Raw genomic sequence first — 2,756 nt, forward strand, 5'->3', positions numbered from 1 at the left:
GCGGGGCTGTACTCGGTGTTGACGATCGCCCGCGCCTGCTCCTCCGCCGCGGCCTGCTGGGCTCGCGACTCGGCGGCCGCCGACAGTCCCGCCGGTCCGAGTTCGCGCCCAGACAGCTGCGCGAGCTGCGCCTGCGCCGCCTGCTCGGCCACGTTGGTGCGCGTGGTGACGAACCCCTGGTGGGCGCGCCCGGCCTTCTCGGCAACCTTCTCCAACTCGCCCGACAGCGCCACCGCCGAGCTGACAAGGCCGCGCACGGAGTCCTGCGCACTCACCGCGAACTCGCCCTGCCACCCGTGCCCGAGCACATTGTTCAGATCGGACTGGAGCTGAGACGCCGCCGAGTGCAGCGCCTCAGAGACCGCGCCCGCCCGCTGCTGGATTTGGCTGAACTGCTCGGGCTCAAGCGCCTGCGCACACTGGGCGATCCGCTCCAACGGCGAATCCGACACATCCTCCGGCCCCACCCGGCCATAACCACCCATCACGCACGAGTCCTCGAGGATGAACCCATCCGACTCACTCGCATGAATCAGTCCCAGGCTCTGCAGCCCCGCCGGCTCCTCGGCCGCTTTCGACAACGCCCCCGCCAACGCCTCATCCTGCGCCTCGATCAACCCGCCCGCGGCGGCGAACAAAAGCGACATCGCTCGGGCCTGGTCGGCGAATCCGGTTAGCAGCGTCTGCAAATCATCTTCCGCAAAGAGCGAGTACACGGTTCCAATCTGCCGCGCGGTTTCGAATGATCCGCCAGAGGCAGAAAAGCTCGTGTATCGATCAAGCGCCGACAAGTCTTCCACGGCAGCTTTAAATCGGTCGCACGCCATTATGCAGTCCCGTGCAGAGCTTGGCTCGAGATGAACCGACATCAGTAATCCCCTCCAGGAATGTACGGCATTACCGGCTCAATAACTTCGTCAAGGACGTCGCACGCCCTCCAAGGCCGCTCACCGCGAAATGTCCTTAGCGATGTACGCAAATTTAGATTCACCAGTACCGCTCCCCGCGAGGTAAAGAACGCCTGGTAACAGGTGTCATCCTCGCGCCCCTCGTCGCTTGCCCGGAATCCGGGTCTACCGCTGACCGTCGATCCAGTATCAACGGATCCGAAGCCTCGATCGCCAATTAGGGCCTCTTCTGCTTTCCAAGTGGAAATAACTCCGAAAAGGAGCTCGTCATTCTTCCACCCGCACGTGAACAAGTCGCCTGGCTCATGATTGCGAAGACCTTCATCCTCGCGCAGCGGCGAGCCAACTCCATCCTCGATGGCTTCAACCGGAATTTCGGCACACGGGTCGAAAAGGGCAGGCCTCTGCTCGACCGGCAGATCCCACGGATTGCCGGTCTCTTCGGGGGCGGCTGTGCTCGTCGTCGTCGGCGTCTCTCCTCCCCCGTCCGCCGACGCGCACCCGGACAGCACGACGCCGGCAGCAACCAGCGCGGCGCACACAGCTCTACTTCTTCCCACAATCTGTACGACGCCCCGCTCGGCAAAACGGTTCCGCCTCGAAGTGGAATTCTCCGCCAGAAAACGGAGCTGCAGTTCTAATGGGACGTCGCCGAGGGGGTGTGGGCTCACGATCAGTGATCATCGCAGTCGACCGGCGTCTGCGGGTGACCCATCGACTCTGCGGGCCGCATTGCGAGGCGCTCCGGGCGAGGCCCCACCGCACCTGCAGCAACCAGCGTGTGCGATCAGTTGTTGATGAGCTCCCTGCATTCCTCCTCGGTGGCCTGCTCGAGACACTCCGTCCACCTGATCTGGTCCTCCACCCACGGGTGTCGCGGTTCCTGGCCGACGTCCTGCCGCCACATGTAGTTGTCACAGAGGATGGCGATTCCATTGACGTCGACCGATCTACGTCCGATGTCCGCCCCGATGCACTGATCCCCGAGCTGCGGGCCCGCCTGCCGCATAGCTTCCTCTACTGCCGGGTTGGGCGCCAACTGAGGATCTCGCGACCACGCGGCCCCGTCGGTGTACTGCAGGCGCGCACAGTATGCGGTCGTGCCGTCGGCGAACACGGCCACCGCTCCTCGGGGCCCGCACGCCGCCCCCTCCGTGACCGATGCGACCGTCGGGGTTGCCGGCGCGGCGGGGGTGTAAGTACTTGACGGCGGCGGGAAGGAAGACGTCAGCGAGGTGCTCGAGGTGGCCGTTGTCGACGCTGAGGTCGTGGGCGACTCTGATGTAGCCGTCGCGGGGACTACGTCCGGCGTTCGCTCTGCCTCGCCATCAGTGGCCCCACACCCCGCCACCACGACAAACGCCGCAGCGAGAGCTCCGACTACCTTCCTCCGCCTCGACATCGTGCCCATGTGATCAGTATTGACACAACGAGCGGGCGACAGGGTGGTTTTCAACAAGCGCTTCGGCTGCGGCCACTGGCGACGGTCGCGTGGCGCGCACTGCCAATCTCGGAGGCTCACGTTGCGCAGAACGAGATGGGCTAGCTCCGTCACGTGGCCTCCGCGTCGACGCCTGGCGCAACCGTTTTGGAGAACCGCTTTAGCGGCACTGCCTGCGGTGACGGGTTCGTGTCGTACCCGGATGATCTAATCGAACACATGAGCGACACGGGTACGGAAGCGGCGGCCAGCGGCGAGATGACCGCCGTGCTGTCCGCGCTCGATGCGCACCTCGGCCGCGACTGGTCCCAGGCCGGCGCGGCGGAGCTGCACGCCGAGCTGGTCGCGCTCGAGCAGGCCCAACGCCGGCTGCGCGCCACCCAGGCCCGCGTCATGGCCGCCGCCCG

The 2,756-nt window shown here is 65.5% G+C and carries 3 protein-coding genes and 1 pseudogene; 1 reads left to right on the plus strand and 3 read right to left on the minus strand.

Features of this window, described 5'->3' with window-relative positions:
• From G6030_RS15905 to G6030_RS15915, 3 genes are all read right to left on the minus strand, one after another.
• Nucleotides 1–800 (minus strand): WXG100 family type VII secretion target (locus G6030_RS15905; protein WP_182643772.1); only part of this gene is annotated, 800 nt, incomplete at its 3' end.
• A 68-nt stretch (nt 801–868) separates the two neighbouring features.
• Nucleotides 869–1,579, minus strand: a complete 711-nt coding sequence (locus tag G6030_RS15910) for a DUF3558 family protein (RefSeq protein WP_182643773.1) — start codon at nt 1,577–1,579, stop codon at nt 869–871.
• 116 nt (nt 1,580–1,695) lie between these two features.
• Nucleotides 1,696–2,031, minus strand: coding sequence for a hypothetical protein (locus tag G6030_RS15915; RefSeq protein WP_182643774.1), 336 nt, complete (start codon nt 2,029–2,031; stop codon nt 1,696–1,698).
• Nucleotides 2,032–2,568: 537 nt separating this feature from the next.
• On the opposite strand from G6030_RS15915, the pseudogene G6030_RS15920 reads away from it, so the two are divergent.
• Nucleotides 2,569–2,756, plus strand: a pseudogene (locus G6030_RS15920) (HNH endonuclease); the annotation flags it as partial.

The organism is Dietzia sp. E1 (assembly GCF_014145015.1).
GTDB lineage: Bacteria > Actinomycetota > Actinomycetes > Mycobacteriales > Mycobacteriaceae > Dietzia > Dietzia cinnamea_A.